This window comes from Streptomyces paradoxus (assembly GCF_014202475.1).
GTDB lineage: Bacteria > Actinomycetota > Actinomycetes > Streptomycetales > Streptomycetaceae > Streptomyces > Streptomyces paradoxus.
Genome location: NZ_JACHGV010000017.1, coordinates 1 through 19,450 on the forward strand (window position 1 = coordinate 1; position 19,450 = coordinate 19,450).

15 protein-coding genes and 2 pseudogenes are annotated in these 19,450 nt (G+C 68.4%); 9 read left to right on the forward strand and 8 right to left on the reverse strand.

The window, feature by feature from the left end; all coding sequences use genetic code 11:
* The 5 genes from HNR57_RS35570 to HNR57_RS35590 all read right to left on the reverse strand — a co-directional run.
* On the reverse strand, window positions 1-537 hold a 537-nt coding region (locus HNR57_RS35570; protein WP_184566894.1), incomplete at its 3' end, for an SDR family NAD(P)-dependent oxidoreductase.
* A gap of 77 nt (window positions 538-614) precedes the next feature.
* A complete protein-coding gene (locus tag HNR57_RS35575) occupies window positions 615-1,724 on the reverse strand; it encodes an alanine racemase (RefSeq protein ID WP_184566896.1) in 1,110 nt (369 codons plus the stop codon).
* Window positions 1,725-1,873: 149 nt separating this feature from the next.
* Window positions 1,874-2,362, reverse strand: coding sequence for a RidA family protein (locus HNR57_RS35580; protein ID WP_184566898.1), 489 nt, complete (start codon window positions 2,360-2,362; stop codon window positions 1,874-1,876).
* Between the two features lie 861 nt (window positions 2,363-3,223).
* Entirely contained in the window at window positions 3,224-4,195 is a 972-nt protein-coding gene (locus tag HNR57_RS35585; RefSeq protein WP_184566900.1) for a succinylglutamate desuccinylase/aspartoacylase family protein, read from the reverse strand.
* Window positions 4,196-4,407: 212 nt separating this feature from the next.
* Entirely contained in the window at window positions 4,408-7,434 is a 3,027-nt protein-coding gene (locus HNR57_RS35590; protein ID WP_184566902.1) for an aminotransferase class III-fold pyridoxal phosphate-dependent enzyme, read from the reverse strand.
* Window positions 7,435-8,330: 896 nt separating this feature from the next.
* Here HNR57_RS35590 and HNR57_RS35595 point away from each other — a divergent pair.
* The 4 genes and pseudogenes from HNR57_RS35595 to HNR57_RS35610 form a co-directional block, all read left to right on the forward strand.
* Window positions 8,331-9,548: an RsbRD N-terminal domain-containing protein gene (locus HNR57_RS35595; protein ID WP_184566905.1), complete on the forward strand. Its 1,218-nt coding sequence runs from the start codon at window positions 8,331-8,333 to the stop codon at window positions 9,546-9,548.
* A 510-nt stretch (window positions 9,549-10,058) separates the two neighbouring features.
* Window positions 10,059-10,742: a haloacid dehalogenase type II gene (locus HNR57_RS35600; RefSeq protein WP_184566907.1), complete on the forward strand. Its 684-nt coding sequence runs from the start codon at window positions 10,059-10,061 to the stop codon at window positions 10,740-10,742.
* A gap of 57 nt (window positions 10,743-10,799) precedes the next feature.
* Window positions 10,800-12,083: an NAD(P)/FAD-dependent oxidoreductase gene (locus HNR57_RS35605; RefSeq protein ID WP_184566909.1), complete on the forward strand. Its 1,284-nt coding sequence runs from the start codon at window positions 10,800-10,802 to the stop codon at window positions 12,081-12,083.
* A 106-nt stretch (window positions 12,084-12,189) separates the two neighbouring features.
* Window positions 12,190-12,372 (forward strand): annotated as a pseudogene (locus HNR57_RS35610) (transposase); the annotation flags it as partial.
* 83 nt (window positions 12,373-12,455) lie between these two features.
* Here HNR57_RS35610 and HNR57_RS35615 read toward each other — a convergent pair.
* Window positions 12,456-13,142, reverse strand: coding sequence for a GntR family transcriptional regulator (locus tag HNR57_RS35615; RefSeq protein WP_184566911.1), 687 nt, complete (start codon window positions 13,140-13,142; stop codon window positions 12,456-12,458).
* A 257-nt stretch (window positions 13,143-13,399) separates the two neighbouring features.
* Between HNR57_RS35615 and HNR57_RS35620 the strand changes: the two genes are divergently transcribed.
* The 5 genes and pseudogenes from HNR57_RS35620 (at window position 13,400) to solA (ending at window position 17,577) form a co-directional block, all read left to right on the forward strand.
* Complete coding sequence (locus HNR57_RS35620) at window positions 13,400-14,080, forward strand: haloacid dehalogenase type II (protein WP_184566913.1); 681 nt, start codon at window positions 13,400-13,402, stop codon at window positions 14,078-14,080.
* Between the two features lie 74 nt (window positions 14,081-14,154).
* The gene (locus HNR57_RS35625; protein WP_184566915.1) at window positions 14,155-14,640 is read left to right on the forward strand and encodes a RidA family protein; all 486 of its coding nucleotides are present in this window, start codon (window positions 14,155-14,157) and stop codon (window positions 14,638-14,640) included.
* Window positions 14,641-14,698: 58 nt separating this feature from the next.
* Window positions 14,699-14,914: pseudogene (locus HNR57_RS40720) on the forward strand (hypothetical protein); the annotation flags it as partial.
* A 93-nt stretch (window positions 14,915-15,007) separates the two neighbouring features.
* Window positions 15,008-16,411, forward strand: coding sequence for an NAD(P)/FAD-dependent oxidoreductase (locus tag HNR57_RS35630; protein ID WP_246555334.1), 1,404 nt, complete (start codon window positions 15,008-15,010; stop codon window positions 16,409-16,411).
* A gap of 20 nt (window positions 16,412-16,431) precedes the next feature.
* Window positions 16,432-17,577: an N-methyl-L-tryptophan oxidase gene (gene solA, locus HNR57_RS35635; protein ID WP_184566919.1), complete on the forward strand. Its 1,146-nt coding sequence runs from the start codon at window positions 16,432-16,434 to the stop codon at window positions 17,575-17,577.
* A 136-nt stretch (window positions 17,578-17,713) separates the two neighbouring features.
* Here solA and HNR57_RS35640 read toward each other — a convergent pair whose 3' ends face one another.
* Together HNR57_RS35640 and HNR57_RS35645 are read right to left on the reverse strand one after the other, a co-directional pair.
* Window positions 17,714-18,892: an acyl-CoA dehydrogenase family protein gene (locus tag HNR57_RS35640; RefSeq protein ID WP_184566921.1), complete on the reverse strand. Its 1,179-nt coding sequence runs from the start codon at window positions 18,890-18,892 to the stop codon at window positions 17,714-17,716.
* A gap of 76 nt (window positions 18,893-18,968) precedes the next feature.
* Entirely contained in the window at window positions 18,969-19,343 is a 375-nt protein-coding gene (locus HNR57_RS35645; protein ID WP_062931270.1) for a four-helix bundle copper-binding protein, read from the reverse strand.
* Window positions 19,344-19,450 lie beyond the last annotated feature (107 nt).

Genomic DNA, 19,450 nt, shown 5'->3' on the forward strand with positions numbered 1-19,450 from the left:
GACGGTCAGGCCCGGAGCGACGACGTTGACCCGGATGTTGCGCGGGGCCCATTCGATCGCCGCGCCCTTGGCGAGCATGATGAGGCCCCCCTTGGCGGCGGAGTACAGGACCTGCCCGGACATGCCGACCATGCCCAGCCGTGAACTGACGCAGACGAACGAGCCGCCGGTCTCGGGCATCAGCGGCGCGAAATGCTTCATCACCAGGAACGCGCTGAGCAGGTTGCTCTCGAGCACGTTCTTCGCGTCGTCGTAGGCCATCTCGGTGAGCGGACTGGTCGCCTGCAGGCCGTGGTTGAGGACGACGACGTCGACGGTGCCGAAGGACTCGGCGGCCTGCTTGGCCAGGTGCTCGACGAACGTCTCGTCGTTGAGGTCTCCGGGAACATACAGGTCGTCGGGCTCAGCGCTGTCGAGCCGCTCCCTGCGGCCGGTGAGCAGCAGCCGCGCGCCCTCGCGGCGGAAGTGGGAACTCACCGCCTGCCCTATGCCGCTGCTGGCGCCGGTCACCAGGGCCGTGACGTTGTTGAGTCTCATGTCAGGCACTCCTCATTACGGGGGAGGTCGGTCGGGGGTGAGGGCTTGGGGAGGACGGGGGTCCCGTCCCGTGCCGGTCAGTTGAGGAATCCGCGGGCGTCGACCGGCCACCGCTCCAGCGACATGCCCGTGCTGTCGGAGACGATCAGCTCCTCGAAACCGAGGACGACGGGGCATACATGGTTGGGCACCACCGGTACAACGCTTCCGACGCTGGGGCGGAAGTCGCCGTCCGGCAGCGGGAGGAACCCGTGGTACTCGTTGACCTTGGACAGGACCGCCTTCGTGCCGGCGATGCCGCCGTAGCCGATCTCGGGGCTTCCTTCTTTGCTGAGGGCCTTGTTGCCCACATCGACGATGACCTGGTCGGGGACCCAGTCGCTGACCACGGTGCCGGCGACGAACAGCGCGATCTGGTCCTCCGCGCAAGCACCCAGCCGGGCGTTGTTCAGATCGCCGAAGACGTACTCGCCGGGACGGATCTCGGTAATCACGCTGCTGCTGGTGGAGAACTCGACGGTGGGCGTGGAGCCGGCGCTGACCACCTCAGCGGTGACCCCGACGCCTTCGAGGCTGCGTACAGCGGTGGCGAGCGCGGCCTCCTGGTCCTGCGCGGCCCGCCGGCGAGCGTCGCGACCGAGGCAGCCGTGACCGGGATAGGTGAAGACGCCCGCCGGCACCAGACCGCGCTTGCGGGCGGCGAGCGCGAGGTCGCCCGCAAGCTCTGGCGGCGCCCCGGAACGACGGGCGCCGCAGTCGACCTCGATCACGACCTGCAGGCGGTCCGGTTCGTCTCCCATCGCGTCGGCGAGGGCCTCGATCGCCGCGACGTTGTCGACGCCGACCCGCAGCCGGACGGACTCGGCGAGCCGGCGGATCCGGGGCTTCTTCGATCCCGCGGCCCAGATCGGGTAGGCGAGGAAGATGTCGTCGAAGCCGGCTGCGGCGAAGACCTCTGCCTCACCGACGTTTCCCGCGGTGATCCCGACCGCGCCGGCCTCGATCTGGCGCCGACCGATCTCCACGCACTTGTGTGTCTTGACGTGCGGCCTGACCTTGATGTTGTGCTGGTCGGCGAAGCCCTGCATGCGGTCGATGTTGCCCTGCATGACGTCGACCAGCACGATCGGCGCGGGGGTGTCGATCCGCTCGACCAGAGCATCGAGTGCTCGTTGCAGCTGATTCACGCTGCCCTCCTTGTGGTTCTGCCTGGAACGATCGAGGGGAACGATCCAGGGGAAATGATCGAGGGGCGCGGGTGCTGACTCCCCTCGATGCCGAACGCGCGTGCCCCGCGATATCGCGCGCACTCGGGTACACCGCCGTCGGGGCCGCCCTACGCAGCGGCGATGACCATCTGGATCTCGACCGGACTGTTGAGCGGCAGCCCGGCGACACCGATCGCGGTACGGGCGTGCCGTCCGTTCTCGCCCAGTACCTCGATGAGCAGTTCACTGGCCGCGTTGGCGACCTGCGACTGCTCACCGAAGTCCGGCGTACTGGCCACGAAGACCAGCATCTGCACGATCCGGACCCGGTCCAGATCGCCCACCGCCTGCACGGCGGCGGCGAGGCAGTTCAGCACGGCATCGTGCGCGAGTGACCGCGCCGTCTCGAGGTCGATGTCCCTGCTGACAGTGCCCTGCCCCAGCAGCCAACCGTCCCGGTAAGGCAGCTGGCCCGAAATGTGGATGCTGGAGCCCACCGTCCGGTGGTGCACGTAGTGCGGGTTCTCCCGGAGCTTGGGAAGGGCCAGCCCCAGGGCCTGAAGCCGATCGGAAGCCGAGTCGGTGTTCGCCGCCGAAGTCTCATGATTCTTGATCATCTGTACTCGGCTCTCCTCTCGAGTAACGGCGGCGACAAAACCCCTTATGGCGGCTTAAAACCGTCACCTATTGTCGTTTGTCGACCATATGGCTGTCCATCGAGTACTGTCAATACGAACTTCAACCTCGAACGCGGCCGCGGAATCAGTTCGAGAGTGCGATGTGGCGGTTCAGGGCAAGCGCGCAGCGGCCGTTCAGGCAAGTGTGTAGCGGCCGTTCAGGCAAGCGCCTGTGGCGTGAGACGCCAGGCGGGTCCGGGACTGACCGAGTGTCTACGGGCACTCGCGGGCCGGGAGGAACGCCGGCCCCATCACCGTGCCGGGACGACCGCCGGCGAGGACATCATGGATACTCTGCCGTCCGCGGTCGCGCCTCCAGCACGGCGCACCCACCGTGGCCGCGACTGAGGCCCGGACGCCGCACCAGTGTGGGGGACGGCATCCGGGCAGGCCAAGAACGGGGCGCCCGGAGGGAGGAGCCTCCGGCTCGACCGGGTGCAGGAGGCGAGGCCGTGGCGGTCGGCCTTCAGCGGGCCGCCGCTCCGGTCGAAGCGGACCAGACTGGTCGCGGAGGTTCTTGCGCGTGCCTTTCGCGGTGGCCGTCCTGACGCTGGCCACCGCGACGGACGGGGTGGCAACACCGAGTGAGCCGCGAGTCCACTCCAGTCGGCGCTGGTGACGGCCGCTTCCTTCTTCAGCCACCGGTCGATGTCCGTGTCGAAGCCCTTGTCGTAGTGGTTGGGCGGATCGGCGAGTTCGTTGCGCTCGTCCTCCGTGAGCTTGCGTGGGCCACCGGGGAGGACGGGTTCAACGGGAAGGCCCCACTGGGATGGGGACGGTTCGGTGGGGGTCTGAGGCCCGTCAGTCGTGGGGGGTGGCGATGGCGGCGAGGTGTGTGCCGGGGCGCACGGTCAGCCCGCTCATGTTGTAGATGATCATTCCGGTGGAGACGGCGGCGACCTTGTGTTCGGCGCCGTCGGCCGGGTCGATGATGCGGCCGATGGTCTGCCCCTCGGTCACTTCGTCACCGGTGACCGCATCCGGGTACCAGAGGCCTGCGGCCGGAGACTCGACGTCGCCCGTCCAGATCCAGTCGCGTGGCTGCACGGTCGGCTGCTTGATGTGCTCAGACGCCTCGATGGCACCGAGGTGGCGCAGGAGACGGTACAGGGCGTCGAGCAGCCTGCGCACGGTGGCCGGGTCCCGGTCGCCGAGTTGGCCGGTCTCGACGAGGATCGCGGGGACACCCTGCCGGTTCGCCGCGGCGTGGCTGTTGCCGCCGTCGGCGCTGGTGCCGAAGATGACCAGCTCGTATCCGACCGCGTGGGCCATCGCCCTGTTCTTCGCGTCCAGAGCGTCGTCGCCGGTCAGGCGGTAGCCGACGAAGTCGAGCAGATACTGGTCGATGCCGCCGCTGTGCAGGTCCACGTAGGCGTCGGCGCCGTCGATCAGGTGCTCGAACAGCCAGGCCGCCATGCGGTCGCTGGGCCCACCGTCCTTGTCGCCGGGAAAGACGCGGTTGATGTTGACGCCGTCCAGCGGGGAGATGTTGAGCCTGCCCCCGTAAACGGCCGGGGGGTTGGCCACCGGGCAGATCACCAGCTGGCCGGCGACCTCTTCCGGTTCCAGCAGCCCGGCCAGGCGGGTGGCGGCGTCGACGCCGATGAACTCGCCGCCGTGGACACCACCGGTGATCACGACCCTGGGGCCGGGGCGGGAGCCGTTGACGAGGATCAGGGGGACCTCCGCCGTCGTGGAGCCGAGGTCGGCGGACAGGCTCCCGCGGGTCTTCCGGCCGGGCTCGGCCCGCAGCGCGCCGATGGTCAGGGTCATGGCTCTCCTCGTTCGGGCTCAGGCCGCGGAGCGGCCGATTGTGGTGAAGAAGTCGATCGACTGGGAGGCGCGGCGCTCCGGGGCGAGGTCCGCGGCGATGTCGCCCATGGCGGGCGAGAGCTTGAAGCCCTGGCCGGAGTGGCCGGCCAGCAGGGCACTTCTCGCTTTCGCAGGCCACTCTCGTTCCCTGCCTCAGTGGACGGTTGCCCGTCTCAGGACTGAACGGCCGAGCGCAGCTCGGGCAGGGACAGGACCTCGTCCAGCACGTCGACGTAGAGATCCACGTGCTCGCGGCGGAAGGTCATGGGCGGTTTGATCTTCAGTACGTTGTCGTGCACGCCATTGGGGAAGACGATGACGCCTCGCTCCTTCATGAGTTCGGTGACCATGAAGGCCTGCTCAGTGGCCGGCATCTTGGTGGTGCGGTTGCGGACCAGTTCGACGCCGAGGTAGAGCCCTTCCGCCCGCACGTCACCGATGAGCGGTTGGCGCTGCTGGAGCTCGCGCAGCGACTGGGCGAAGTACCCGCCCACGCTCACGGCGTTCTCCCTCAGTCCATCCTGCTCGACGATGTCGAGCACGGCCTCGCCGATCGCGCAGGAGACCGGGTTGCCGCCGAAGGTGTTGAAGTACTTCATACCCGTGTCGAACGCGTCGGCGATCTCCCGAGTCGTGACCACCGCCGCGAGGGGATGCCCGTTCCCGAGCGGTTTGCCCATCGTGACGATGTCCGGGACCACCCCCTGGAGCTCGAACCCCCACCAGGGCCCGAGTCGTCCGACGCCGACCTGGACCTCGTCGGAGATGCACAGGGCGCCCGCCCGCCTGGCAGTGGTGAACACGCCGTCGAGGTAGCCGTCGGGAAACACGATGTTCCCACCCGATCCCATCAGGGACTCGGCGATGAAGGCGGCCGGGGGGCGGCCGTCGGCCGTGATCCGCTCGATGACAGCCGCGGCGTCGCGCGCGTACTTGACTCCGGCGTCCGTGTCGTCGTACCCGTAGGTGCTGCGGTAGCGGTCCGGGATGACGACCTCGTGGGTGGTCGCGGGTGCACCGGCGCCGCCGGGGCCCTTGTAACGGTTCGGGCTGATCCCGGTCACCACGCCGGTGTTTCCGTGGTACGCGCCGTCGATGTTGACGATGTGCCGGCGACCTGTCACCTGGCGGGCGATCCGCAGCGCCAGGTCGTTTGCCTCGCTGCCGGTGCACACGAGGAAGACGACCTCGAGCGGGTCGGGCAGGGTGGCTACCAGCTTCTGCACGTAACTGGCGATCTGCGGGTAGACGAAACGGCTGTTGGTGTTGAGCTTGCGCATCTGTCGGGTGGCGGCGGCCGTCACCCGTGGCTCGGCATGGCCGACGTGGGTGACGTTGTTCAGTGAGTCCAGATAGGCCAGGCCGTCCTCGTCGTGGAACCACACGTCCCGCCCACGCACGAGGTTCATCGGGGTGCGGTAGTAGTTGCGCTGGGAGCGGGCGATGTGGCGACGGCGCACTGAGACGACGTCGTCGATGGTGGGGGCCGCGGCGGGGGATTCGGTGAACCCGAGGAGCCGGGCGGGGTCGGGTGACAGGTGGCTCCACACCTGCCGTGCGGAGGGCGGCACGGCACGAGGGGGCGGCCACGTGGCCATCCGTGCGGTGCGGTGGACCTGCACCTGGACGCAGGGCGCGAGCGGGTCCGTCTCCTCGCTCGCGCCGGCACGTCCCAACGGCGCCCCGGCCGGGACTGTCGCCGCAACGGGCGGCGTGTCGTCGAGTCCCCACCAGCACGTCCAGAACTCCAGCCCTTCGACCTCATGTCGCAGCACCAACGGCATCCCTGCGCCACCGCGGGCCTCGACGATGCCGGACAGCGGGCTGGCAACCTCCTCGGCGTCGGCCACGATCAGCGAGCCGCCGACCTGAACCGTCGCGGGCTCCTCGGCTCCCGGGCGGCGCCGGCCCCCCAGGAGCAGCGATGCGCTGAGGTGGGGCACGTAGCCCCGTCGCCGTCGTCCGTCGAGGATGTTGTCGATGCTCGCGCGCAGCGCCCTCGCGTCGTGCCAGTCGACTTCGTCGTAGAGATCACTTGCCGGTCGCAGGTCGAGCAGTTGCGGGGCCGGTGCGTACGGGTCACCGTCTCGGGCCGCCTCTACCAGGACCTCTTCCAAACCCCGCTGCTCCCGCGTCGGGGGGAGCCCACACGCGACCCGGAACATCGCCTCGGCGACGTCGGGGCAGACCTCGGCCACCTGCGCGATCGCGGGCCATGTGTGTTGCATGCGGGTCCGCCCGTACGGCGTGTCGCTCTCGGCGACCCGGCGCGTCCACGTCACGGCGTTCATGCACAGCCGGGCGGCCGCCAACGGATAGACAGCCGCCAGTTCCTCAGCCGTCAGGGGGAGCACCGAGTGGAAGCCGGCCACGACTTCGGCCGCCGCAGCGAGCGGGTCGGCCTTGCGGACCATGGCGTAGCCCGCCGCGATCGCCACCTCCGCCGCGCGCACACTGTAGAGCGAGTCGCCCAGGTCGACGATGCCCGAGATCCGCAGCACCCCGTCCTCGTCAGCGTCGGCCAGGACGTTGGCGTCATTGAGATCCTGGTGTACGACGCTCCGCGGCAGTCGGTCCCATGCCGGCAGGAGATCGTCGTACCAGCCCATGATCGTGCGCACCGACTCCCGCCGGTCCGCGTCCTGTACAGCGTGCAGCGACGCCTCGACGATCTCAGCGGCCCGGCGCATGTCCCAGTCGTGCGGTTCCAAGCCCACCGGTGGCTCCACGCTGGAGAGTCCGAGGCTCAGCCGCCCAGCGGCCTCTCCCAGCTGGCGCAGAAGCGCTGCGGGGTGGTCGTCGAGATCCGCCAGGACCCGACCCTCAAGCCAGCTCATCACGCGAACCACGTGCGTTCGGCCCTCGTGGACGACGGCGGCAAGGAACTTCCCCTCGCGTATCGGGACCAGCCGTGGAACCGGAAGGTCGGGAACGGTGGAGGCCAGATGCTGGAGGAGCGAGTTCTGCCAGAGAACGTCGGCCGAGTCCGGCTCCGCGCGGGTGACCCGTACGAAGTAGCGCATGCCGTCGTCGCCGGTGATCCGGACGTTCTGGTCGACCTCCCCTCCCAGGGGGTGCTGGACATATCCCTCGAGTCCGAAGGACTGCCGCAGCACGTGATCGAGGAGCGGGCCCGGCAGTTGGCCGGTGTGACCGGGGGTGGTCGTTCCGTCCTGGCCTGTGGTGGTCACAGAGGTCATCGGTGCGTTCTCTCTCTCGTCGTCAGGTCGCTCATCACTCACCGTGGGCCTGTGTCACGACGCTCAGGTCGTGGCCAGTCCCCCGCCGCCACCCGTGTCCGCCACCCGTGTCGGCTTTGCCCGACGCTGTCAGCCAGTTCCCGGACGGTCCGATCGATCGCGGTTCCCGGAGGCGGCGGGCAGAGCTGCCGCGGCTGTGTCTCGATCGCTTCACGGGCTGCGCAGACCTTGGCCAAGTCGACGACCGACAGGTCCAGGGCGAACTCCCCCGTTTGGTGCTCCGCCTCGATGCCCCACTCCGAGGGCCGCAGGGGCCCGGGCCGGGACGCGCTCCAGCACTTGGTCGGCATCAGGTCCGAGGTGGGCCGTCCGTCAAAGGCGGAGCGCTCATCGAGACCTGTCATCTGCTCACGCGGCGGCGGCGGTTATGACGTCCCAGGTGACGTTGGAGGGAGCACCCCGCGCAGCGCCTGGGCGGGGTCCAGCGGTGTCCTCATGGTCCTCGACCCTCGCCTTGAGCTCGGCGTAGTCTCTGGGGGATCCTGGGTGATCTCGATCCCGCTCTGCCTGGCGAACCGCTGACACCGACCCGAGGAACGCGGCGTCCTCAGCAGCGCCTGCTCAAGGTGACGGACTGAGGATCAGGTGCCTACGGAAGTGCCATAGCTGCTCCAAGTGCGTGGTCATGTCACGAGCTTTCTCCGGCCCGAGGTGATGCGTCAGATGAAATACCGCGGAGAATCCGGCAACAAGGGACGCGAGGCCGCGACATCGACCCCGTATTTTGTGCTTGTGCACAATTACTGCCAGGGAGTCCCACCGGCATGTCAGCGGTATTACCCGGAGACGGCCCCGGATCCGTCCGGTGACGGCTGTCGTCGGGAGAGGCGGTCCTCATGAGCGGCCCGGGACGCCGTCAGGGCGGGGCCCGCCACGACGCCGTGCAGGCGATCGCGCGCCGGCTCCTGGAGGAACGTCTCGACGAACTGACCTCTCGTGCTCTCGAACGACTGGAAGCCGAGGAGCCCGCGTACGCGTCGGCGGACTGGGACCCGGTCCAGAAACGGGAGGGGATGCGACGAACTCTCGAACTCGCCCTGACCCGGCTGGCCGGCGGTCCCGTGCCCCGGGCGGTCTCGCGCGCCACCGAGGACGTGGGACGCGAGCGAGCGGAGCAGGCGTTTCCCCTGACCGCTCTGATGCACTCCTTCCAGCTGGACCTCAGGACCCTGTGGGAGGCCGTGCTCGCAGAGGGGCGAGCACGTGGCATCAGCGCCGATCCCGACTTCCTCGACGGGTTGATCCGCGTCTGGGAGGCGACGGACGCCAACAGCGTTGAGGTCGTCGATGCCTACCGCCGCACCGAGCGCGACCTGGCGAGCCATCGTACGGAGGTGCGCAACCGCGCCTTCACCCGCCTGGTCCTGGAAGGGGAGCAGGATCCCTCCATCGTCGCCGAGGCCTCCACGTTGCTGGGCTTCTCCGAGAACGTCGCCCTGACTGTGGTCGTGGTCGAATCCGTTCCTACCGGGGACCCGGCTGTGTCCCAGGTCGACGACGCGCTGCGTCGGGGCGGCCTGCTGCGTCACTTCGGTTGGATGGGCGACGAGCTCCTCGGCATCATCGGTCACGGACGGCGCGATGAAGAGGCCGTGCTTGCCATGCTCCGGCCGTTCGCCCCGTGGCGCTGCGGCGTCGCGGAAGTCCCCGGCCTGGCGCTGACGGCGCGGGGCATCCGGTTCGCACGTGCCGCGATCCGCAGCTCCGCGCAGCCCGGAGTGCGGCACGTGGAGGGCCACTGGATCGGGGCGATCATGTCGGCGCAGGAGGAGCTCACCGGTGCGATGGCCACCGGCGTGCTGCGCCCACTGCTCGAGCTGCGCGACCGCGACAGCATCGTCGAGACCCTGCGCTGGTACCTCGACCTGGGCTCGGTCGCCGAGGTGGCCGCACGCACCTACCGTCACCGGAACACGGTGGGCAATCGCCTGCAGGCTGTGGAAGAGGCGACCGGGCTGAAGCTGTCACGACCGAACGACGCCGCCCGGCTGGTCTTCGCCCTGGCTTGGCTGGAGACGGACGCGGGCGCCCGCTTCCGGGCGACGATGTCCTGATCCACCGATTGGTGGACGGGGCAAGGCAACCGGCCGGGGCCGCGACCGAGAGAGCTGGAGCCAAAGCGCGGCGGTCAGAGGCCACATGCCCTTCATGAGAACGGCATCCTTGGCGGCCGACAGGCCGGTCACGCCGCCGGGCAGCAGCGCCAAGCGGCCGCAGTTCGCGCCGGAGCCGCTCGCGGTGCCTCTCAGAAATTGTGCACAGGCACAAAATACGCGGTCGATCTCGCGGCCTCACGTCCCTTGTTGCCGGATTCTCCACAGTGCTTCACTGACGCATCACCTCGAGCCGGAGAGGCTCATCGCATCGGAGCAGCAATGATGCTGCCGCCGACTACCTGATCAGCATTCGCCGTCCCCGGCCTGTCCGGGGGCTCGTCCTCCAGCGGCGGCCCCTCGGGCACCCCTCAGCCCCAAACCCCGATGCGGCCGGCCTGGCCGCACTCGACGAGATCGTGACTCCCGGTAAACGGAATGCCCTCTATGCCCGGAAAGAGGTCTAATATCATGCGTCAGATCGTCACCTTCGATGCCTACGGCACCCTGGTCGACTTCCAGCTCGGCCCCACCACCCTGAAGGTCCTGGCCGACCGGCTGGACCTGGACCGTCTGAACGTCGACGAGTTCCTCGACGACTTCCGCATCATGCGGTTCCACGCCGTCCTGGAGGCATACCGCCCCTTCCGCGAGCTGCTGCCCTCCAGCCTGGAGATAGCGATGCGTCTGCACGGCCTGGAGTACCGGCAGTCCGACGGCGAGGCCCTGGTCGCGGCCGTGCCCACCTTCGGCCCCCACCCCGAGGTCCCGGCCGCCCTGCGGGCGCTGAAGTCCCGGTACGAGATCGCCATCATCTCCAACACGGACGACGACCTCATCGCCCAGAACCTGGCCAACATGGGCGTCGAGTTCGACCATGTCATCACCGCCCAGCAGGCCAAGGCGTACAAGCCGTCCCGGCAGACCTTCGAGTACGCCTTCCAGGCCATGGACATCGACCCCGCCCAGGTCATCCACGTCGCCCAGGGCTGGGAGTACGACCTCATCCCCACCCGCGACCTCGGCCTCGCTCGCCGCGTGTGGATCAACCGCTACGGCCACAACGGCTCCATCGGCGCCCGCGGCAGCGCCGACTACCAGCCCTTCGACGAGCTGCCCGACCTGTCCGGCCTGCCGGCCCTGCTCGGCTGCTGAAGCCGAGACCCGGACAACACACCCCTGGACTACCAGGAAGACCCGAGGACGTACGTCATGAAGCAGATCCCCTACTGGCTCGACACAGCTCCTGCCTTCCCCGACCGGACCGGCAAGCCCCTGCCCGAGCAGGCGGACCTGGTGGTCATCGGTGGCGGCCTCACCGGCCTGTCCACCGCCTACCACGCGGCACGCAAGGGCGCCCACGTCGTCCTCGTGGAGAAGGACAAGGTCGGCTCCGGCGCCTCCGGGCGCAACGGCAGCATGTGCACCCAGGGCATCACCATCAGTCCCGACGAGGCGCGCAAGCGCTACGGGCAGCCGCGGGCCCGGGAACTGTACGACGCCTTCCGCGAGGCGGTGGACCTGGTGGAGGAGCTGACGGTCAAGGAGCAGATCGACTGCGACTTCCACCGCGTAGGGCGTCTGGGCGTCGCGTTCAAGCCGCAGCACTTCGAGGGCATGCGGGCCAAGCAGCGCGACCTGGCCGACAACTTCGGCCACGACACCACGCTGCTGAGCAAGAGCGATCTACGTGCCGAGCTGGGCTCCGACTACTACCACGGAGCCCTGCTCGACCCGCTCAGCGCGCACCTTCACGTCGGCAAATACGTCCATGGCCTGGCCGAGGCCGCCGAACGCGCCGGGGCTCAGATCCACGAACGCAACGCCGCCACCGCGCTGCACCGCCTTCCCGAGGGCGGTTTCCTCGTCGAGACCCTGCACGGCACCATCCGCGCCACGCAGGTCATGGCGGCCACCGACGCCTACACCGACAAGGCCATGCCCTGGTTCCGCAAGCGGCTGATCAACGTCGGCAGCTTCGTCATCGTCACCGAGCCACTGGGCGAGGAGCGGGCCCGGCAGCTCATCCCCAACAACCGCGTGGTCGTGTCCTCCAAGAACATCGGCCACTACATTCGCATCACCCCGGACAATCGCCTCGCCTTCGGCGGCCGGGCCCGCTTCGCCCCCTCAGACCCCGCCTCGGACGTCAAGAGCGGTGACGTCCTGAAGCGGGAGATGACCGAGATCTTCCCGCAGATGGCCGGGGTGAAGATCGACTATGTATGGGGCGGCATGGTCGGCTTCTCCTACGACCGCGTTCCGCACGCGGGCGAGGCCAACGGCCTCTACTACTCCATGGGTTACTGCGGCCACGGCGTCCAGATGGCCACCTACATGGGCCGCGCCATGGTCGAGGTCATGGACGGCCACCCGGAGGCCAACCCCATGCGCGGCTTCGGCTTCCCCAAGGTTCCGGTGCCGTTCTACAACGGCACCGCCTGGTTCCTGCCCTTCGCCGGGGCGTACTACAAGGCCAAGGACCGGCTGCTCTGACCCTCTGCAAGAGGCATTCGTCAAGTTGCGTTAGACGTCGTTTCCTTGGTGTGCTCGTTGCTTCGCGCATGACGGATTGGTCAAGCGGTTGGAGCCGGACGGGTTTGGACTCGAGTCCAGCGAACGCCTTGGCCGCCGCAGGTGGGTGATCGAGCAGACGATGTCGTGGCTGTCCGGCTACCGCAGACTCACCCACCGCTACGAGCGTAGTTGCCGCAACTACCTGGCCTTTCTCAGGCTGGCTGCCGGGCTCTGCTGCTACAAGCGCCTCGTCCGCCTCACCAGTTAGGACACGGTCTTAGGCAGTAGGGCGCGGGAGGCCGAAGAGGACCGGGAGATCGGCGATGTCGATGGTCTGCTCGTAGCATGGACTCAGACATGCCGGGACGCGGGCTCCCCCGGATCTCCCGTCTTGGCCCCCAGCCCCATGGGGAAATGGGCAGCCAGTTCCTGGCGGAACGCGTCGGTGTCGCCTTCCAGGGCAACGGCGGCCAACCGCTCGTGCTCGACGACCAGTTGCTGCGGGTCGTCGCTGTAGGTGCGGTGGTCGACGCTGAGGTGGAGGCGCAGCTTGGTCTCCCAGCCGTTCCAGAGACTCTGCAGGACGCCGTGCCCCGAGAGCTCGTAGAAGAGCCGGTGGAAGCGGAGGTGCGCGTCGATGCTGGCCGGGATGTCGTCCTTCTCCATGGCCCGGCGGAGATCCTCGACGGTTTGCAGCAGCTGGGGCCGCTCAGGACCGCGCAGCGCTTCGGCCGAGAGCTCGGCGGCGTACGGCTCGACGCGCAGCCGGACCGAGTCGATCTCGGCGACCTCCCGAGCGCTCACCTCCACGACGAACGCCCCACGGTAGGGGATCTTCACGACTAGGCCTTCCTCCTCCAGCTTGGTCAGCGCCTCGCGCAGCGGGGACCGGCTGATGCCGAGATCCGCGGCGATGTGCGCCTCGCGCAGCTGGCCACCAGGAGGCACGGTCCCGTCCAGGATGGCGGCACGCAGTGTGCGGTAGACGCCGTCCGGCGTCGTCATCCGCTGCTCCTGCCACTCGAACTTGTGGTCCACCCCGTGGCCCTCCCTCCGTGATTGCCGACCACTTGGTCGTTTGTCGACTATACCTCCGCCGCTTGCATCAACGTCATCGAGTGGGCCGCGCCGGTGGATCACCTCATGCGCACAGAGGGGGGTCGGCGCCGTCCTGCCCAAGGCGCTCCTCTGGCGCTGTTGACAGCTCAGACATGCCCGGTCGACAATCGACCAGACGGATGGTCGATTGTCGACCAAAGCTTCAGACTGCTCCACTTAAACACACAGGAGGACCAGTGGCATTCGACATCAAGCCCAAGTTCGCGACGTTCGACATGAACGGAACGCTGATCAAGTTCAGCATCAACGACACGATGCGCGAGATCCTGGGCGACCGACTGCCGGCCGGGGTCGCCGATGAGTACCTGCGGATCTGCAAGGCGTACCGGATCGACGAGTGCACGGGCGCGTACCAGCCGTTCCACCAGGTCGTCGCGCGTTCCATGGAACGCGCCTCGCGCAGGGTCGGTCTGGAGTACTGCGAGGACGAGGCGCGGGCGGTGTACGAGCGCATCCCCACCTGGGGCCCCTACCCCGGTGTCACCGAGGCGCTGAACCGCCTGGCCGAGGCGGTCCCGCTGGTCATCATCACCAACAGCGACACCGCGCACGCCGTGCGCCTCGCGGAGAACCTCAAGGCCCCGTTCGAGGTCGTCATCAGCGCCGAGGAGATGGGCGTCTACAAGCCGCGACTCAGCGCGTTCGAGTACATGTTTGACAAGCTCGGCGTGACACCCGACGAGATCGTCCACGTCTCCGCGAGCCCCATGTATGACCACCGACCCGCGGCCATCATGGGCATCGAGAACAAGGTGTACGTCGACCGCGGCTTCGAGCACGACGAGCACTGGCTCGGCTACGAGCGGATCACCGACATCGCCGACCTCCCGGTCCTCTTCGGCCTGCCGCGCCCCTGACGTCCGAGCGGAGAACTGGAGAACCCGAGAAACAGGAGAACTGAGGAAATGGTCCACAGCAAGGCGGTGGCGGCATGAGCCTGCCCCTGCCTCAGAGCGTCAAGGGCAACTCGGCTTCGGAAAGGCTCCAGAACATCGGACTGGAGCTGCCCGACCTCCCCGGCAACGCATACTTCGTGCACCACCGGGCGGTGGACTCCAGCATCCACATCTCCGGCCAACTCCCTTACCGGGACGGTGAGTTGCTGGGTCAGGGCGTCGTCGGCCGGGACGTGGAGCTGGAGACCGCGAAGGAGCTCGCGCGCCATGCCGTGCTGAACTGCCTCGCCGCCGCCGTGCAGGCGGTGGACGATCTGGACCGGGTCCGGATCGTGCAGATGCTGGTCTTCGTGGCCAGTACGCCGGACTTCGGTGAGCAGTCGCAGGTCGCCAACGCGGCCAGTGAACTGCTCATCGAGGTACTGGGCGAGAACGGACGGCACGCCCGTACCGCGATCGGTGTCGCCGGGCTGCCGCTCAACACCCCGGTCGAGATCCAGATGATCTGCACCGCGGTGTAGCGGCGCGTACCGAAGCGCCGATGGTGCCGGTCGACGTGATGTGGGAACCATCGGCCGTGTGCAGGACTTCGGCGCCGAGCACAGCCTCGACTCCAGGCCATACGTCACAACGCACATATCAAGGCCTCCCTCCAGCGCAGGTCAGCGGCCCCGGGGCCCCCATCCGCGGGCGTGGGGGGGCTCGGGGCCGGCGCCGGCACCCGCTCAGGCACCTCGCCACTTCCCCGAGGAGATCGCCGCCGCCGTCCTCTTCCTCGCGTCGTCTGAGTCCTCGTACATCACCGGGGCAACCCGCCCCGTCGACGGCGGCCACACCGCCTTCCAGCACCGGCCCACACGGTTCCCAGACACAGAAGAAGGACACGACATGAACGCGCTTGCGGCACCACCCCGAAACGGAGAGCTCGGCTTCTGGGTGGCCCAACTGGCCGACACAAAGCCCTCGTTCCCCCACTTCACCGGCCAGGACTCCGTCGACGTGGCCATTGTCGGCGGCGGCTACACCGGCCTGTGGGCGGCGTACTTCGCCAAGAAGCTCGAACCGTCGCTCTCCGTCGCCGTCTTCGAGGCCGAGCAGGTGGGCTACGGCGCGTCGGGGCGCAATGGTGGCTGGCTCTCGGCCATGCCGCCGGGAAACCGTGCCACCTTCGCCCGCGCCGGCGGAGGGCTGGAGGCGAGCCGGGCGCTGCAGCAGGAGTTCGTCGCCGGCGTCGACGCGGTCCTGGACATCCTTGAGGCCGAGGGGATCGATGCCGATCAGCACAAGGGCGGAGCGCTCGTCGCCGCCCACACGCGGGCGGGGCTGGGCCGCCTTGTCACCAGGCGTGATGCCGAACTGAAGTACGGGCTGACCGACGACGAAGTCCACCTGCTCGACCGGGACGAGTTCCAGTCCCGGATCAACATCTCCACCGTCCACGGTGGGCTCTTCTACAAGCACTGCGCGCGGATCCACCCCGCGAAACTCGTCTACGGCCTCGCCGACACCCTGACCTCCATGGGCGTCAGGATCTACGAGAGCAGCCGCGTGGACCGTGTCGAGGGCAAGACCCTCACCCTGGCCAACGGACGCGTCACCGCGGCGAAGACGTTCATCTGCACCGAAGGCTATTCGGGACAGCTGCTCGGCAGCCGGACCCTGATCCCGGTCAACTCCTCGATGATCGTGACCAAGCCCCTCCCGAAGGAGGCATGGCAGCAGATCGGCTGGGACGGGCCCCAGTGCCTCAACGACTCCGCGCACACGTTCATCTACGCCCAGCGGACGGCGGACGGCCGTATCGCCATGGGGGGCCGTGGTGTCCCCTACCGCTTCGGGTCCGGTACGGGAGGAGCCGGTGCGACCGCCCAGTCCACCATCGACCTGATCTCGCACAAGCTCGGATCCTTCTTCCCGGGGATCCCCTTCGAGGTGGACCACGCCTGGTCGGGAGTCCTGGGCGTCACGCGTGACTGGAACGGCGGCGTGCACTGGGACCCGGCATCCGGGATCGGATCGTCCACCGGCTACGCGGGACACGGTGTCACGGCGGCCTATGTCGGCGGCAGGACTCTCGTGGAGCTCGCCTTCGAGAAGGAAACCGAACGGACCACGCTTCCCTGGGTGGGCTACCGGGCGCCGAAGTGGGAACCGGAGCCCATCCGCTGGCTGGGTGTTCATGCCATGTACCGGCTCTTCGGTATCGCCGACCGGTGGGAAGAGCGCAGGGGCTCCAGCAAGACCTCACTCCTGGCCAGATTCGGCAGCCGCCTCGCCGGACTTCACGAGTAAACGAAAAGGGGACTGCTGTCATGGACGCAAAACTCGCAGTCATCGGCTTGGGCAGCATCGGAAGCATGGCCCTGTGGCAGGCCTCCCGGCTGTCCGACTCGGTAGTCGGTTTCGAGGCCGCCACCCCCGCCCACGGCCGCAGTGCCGTCGGCGGGGACACCCGCCTGTTCCGCATGATCTACCTCGGCAGGCCCGAGTACTACCCCATCATCGAACGCTCCCGCGGCCTGTGGGCCGAGCTCGAAGCGGAAACCGGGCAGGACATCCTCACCGCCACCGGGGGGCTGTCCATCGGGACGGCAAACGGCAGCTACATCAACAGCCTCCTCGAGGCAACGCGCGTCACCGGAGCCGAGCACCGAGTCCTCAGCCGGGAGGAGATGGCGGAACGCTATCCCCAGCACAACCTCCGCCCCGACGACTGCGCCGTCTACGACCCCCGCGCCGGCGTTCTGCGCACCGACCGCGCCGTCAGCGCCGCCGTCGCGGCGGCCCAGGCCAACGGCGCCACCGTCCTGCAGAACACACCCGTGGACAGCATCACCGAAACCGACCACGGCGTGGTCGTCACCTCGGGCGACAGAATCTGGACGTTCGAGAAGGTCATCGTCGCCTCGGGCGGCTGGTCCCGAAAACTCATGCCCGACCACCTCAAGGCCGTCACCGAAACCCATCGTCTCGTCCTGACCTGGTTCATCGCCCAGGACGGCACACAGTTCTCGCCGGAGAACTTCCCCGCCTTCAGCCGGTGGTACGAGGATCGCTCCCTGTACGGCGCACCCGCCGTCGACGGCGTAACGGTCAAGGCATCGGTGGACGGACCGCTGGCCGGGCGCGCAAGGGCAACCCCCGACCCGGACTCCGTACCCAGAGAACTCACCCGGGAAGAAATCGAAAAGGCCACCGAGATCGTCACCGAATTCTTCCCCGGCCTGATCCCCACCATCGCGCGCGCCGACGCCTTCCCCGACCTCTTCACCCGGGACAGGCATCCCCTCCTCGGCTGGCTGGATCAGAACAGCAGCATCTACTGCGCCACCGGATTCTCCGGCAAGGGCTTCAAAATGGCGACCGGCTACGGCCACATCGCCGCACACGAGGCGCTCGGCAAACAGACCATGGAAGGCCTGGACTTCGTGCGTCCGGACCGGTTCAAGACCAGGTAACCGCCCACTCCTGCCGCCTCGGCGCAATGGCCTCGGTATCGCCATCCGGCTCAATTTGGCCGCCATCGACATCCCGTTGGTTCTCGGTGACAACCATCCTCGGTATGTGACAACTAGCGTCGGTGGTCACACGCCGTCAGCGCCGGACCCTCGGCATCCCCAGCCCGATCCACGAGATGATCTCCCGCTGGATCTCGTTGTTGCCGCCGCCGAAGGTGAAGATGACCGCCGAGCGGTAGCCGCGTTCCAGTTCGCCGCGCAGGACCGCGCCGGCCGAGCCCTCCTTCAGGGCGCCGGGGGCCGCGACGATCTCCATCAGCCAGGCGTAGGCGTCGCGCCGGGCCTCGGAGCCGTAGACCTTGACGGCTGAGGCGTCCTGCGGGGTGAGGGTGCCGTCCTGGACCGCGCCGACCATCTGCCAATTGAGCAGTTTGAGGGCGTCCAGCCGGGTGTGGGTGCGGGCCAGGAGGCGGCGTACCCAGGGCAGGTCGGCGACGCGACGGCCGTCGGCGAGCTTGGTCTCCATCGCCCAGCGCTGCACGTCGTGCAGGGCGCGGATCGCCATGGTGCCGTGCGCGGCCAGGGTCACGCGCTCGTGGTTGAGCTGGTTGGTGATCAGCCGCCAGCCCTGGTTCTCGGCGCCGACCCGGCGGCTGACGGGGACCCGGACGTTCTCGTAGTAGCTGGCGGTGGTGTCGTGCGAGGCGAGGGTGTTGATCAGGGTGCAGGAGTAGCCGGGGTCGGTGGTCGGCACCAGGAGCATGGTGATGCCCTTGTGCGGCGGGGCGTCGGGGCCGGTGCGGACGGCCAGCCACACCCAGTCGGCCGTGTCGCCGTTGGTCGTCCAGATCTTCTGGCCGTCGACGACGTACTCGTCGCCCTCCCGTACCGCCCTGGTGCGCAGGGACGCGAGGTCGGTGCCGGCGCCCGGCTCGCTGTAACCGATGGCGAAGTCGATCTCGCCGGAGAGGATCTTCGGCAGGAAGTACGCCTTCTGCTCGTCGGTGCCGTACCGCATGATCGTCGGGCCGACGGTGTTCAGCGCCATGAGCGGCAGCGGGACGCCGGCCTGGGCGGCCTCGTCGAAGAAGATGAATTGCTCCATGGCCGTCAGGCCGCGCCCGCCGTACTCCTTCGGCCAGCCCACACCGAGCCAGCCGTCCGTGCCGAGCCGCCGGATGGTCTCGCGGTAGAACCGCTTCTGGGCCGCCGGGTCGCCGTGCCGGGCGTACTGGTGGTCCGGGACCAGTCCGGCGAAGTAGGACCTCAGTTCGGTGCGCAGCCGCTGCTGCTCGGGCGTGTATTCGAGGTGCACGGCGCCTCCAGGCTCCCAAGGCCGGTCCTGTCGGCGCACACCGTAGAACGTGTTCCAGAAATAGGGAATGGCGTTGTCAGTTCAGCGTGGCGAGGAAGTCTGTGCACGCCCGCGCGCAAGCACGGCACGCCGCCGCCGAGTCCTCCGCTCCTGGTTGCCGGTCGAAGACGTGGGCGGCCTCCAGGCACACGGTCCGGCACCACTCCACCTGGACCCGGATGGTGCCCTCGTCCACCTGGTTCTGCTCGGACAGCACACGGCAGGTCGCGTCACAGACCTCCGCGCACATGATGCCCTTGCGTCGTACGAGTTCCTGGTTCTCGGTGCCGTCGGGATCCACTAGGCTCGCGCGCAGCGCGCACGCCCGCGCGCACTCGGTGCACGCCTGCGCACAGGCGAAACGGTCCTCCAGGAACCGGAACAGCTCCTGCTGGGATGTCGTCGAAGTCACACCGCGCGGGTAGCCCCGGTCGGCACCGGTCAAACCGGTGTTCCCCGCGGAGAACCGTTCACGAACCGCCTTGCCTCCGCCGGTCGAGGGGGCCGGGTTCATGGTGG